The following is a 532-nucleotide window of genomic DNA, read 5'->3' on the forward strand; positions in this document are numbered from 1 at the left end:
GGAGCCCGCGTTCGCCCTGCCCGTGCCGGCCGGCCGGCGGGCCTGGAGCTACCGGGGTTGACCGGTCAGCCGACCGCCCACTGCTGCTCGGGGGCGCCGCCGCACGGCGCCTGCTCCAGCTCCCGGCCGGGTTCGGTGCCCGCGTCGTCGACCTGGGCGCACTTGCCGCTGTGCACGGCGACGAGCAGCACCGGCCCGGCGCCGGTCGGGTTGAACCGCCACTGCTGGTTGGCCTGCCCGTTGCAGGACCACTGCTGGATGTCGGCGCCGTCGTCGGTGCTGGCCTCGTTGACGTCGAGGCACTTGCCGCTCGTCGCGTTGACCAGCAGGTAGGTGTCGGCGGCGACCGGGGTCACCACCCACTGCTGCTCCGGGCCGCCGGTGCAGTCGGCCAGCGCGGCCTGCGCGCCCTCCGGGTCGTCGCCGGTCACGCCCAGGCAGCGCCCGGACGGCACGCCCCGGATCACCTTGGGGGTGGCCACCGGCGGGGCCGGGGTGGTCGGCGCGACGCTCGACGGCGTCGGGCTGGGCG

The 532-nt window shown here is 77.1% G+C and carries 1 protein-coding gene; it reads right to left on the reverse strand.

The features are described 5' to 3' along the window. Positions 1–65 precede the first annotated feature (65 nt). A partial coding sequence (locus HUW36_RS33980) for an RICIN domain-containing protein (RefSeq protein ID WP_174531712.1) occupies positions 66–532 on the reverse strand: 467 nt, incomplete at its 5' end.

Source organism: Micromonospora maritima (genome assembly GCF_902825405.1).
Classification (GTDB): Bacteria; Actinomycetota; Actinomycetes; order Mycobacteriales; family Micromonosporaceae; genus Micromonospora; species Micromonospora maritima.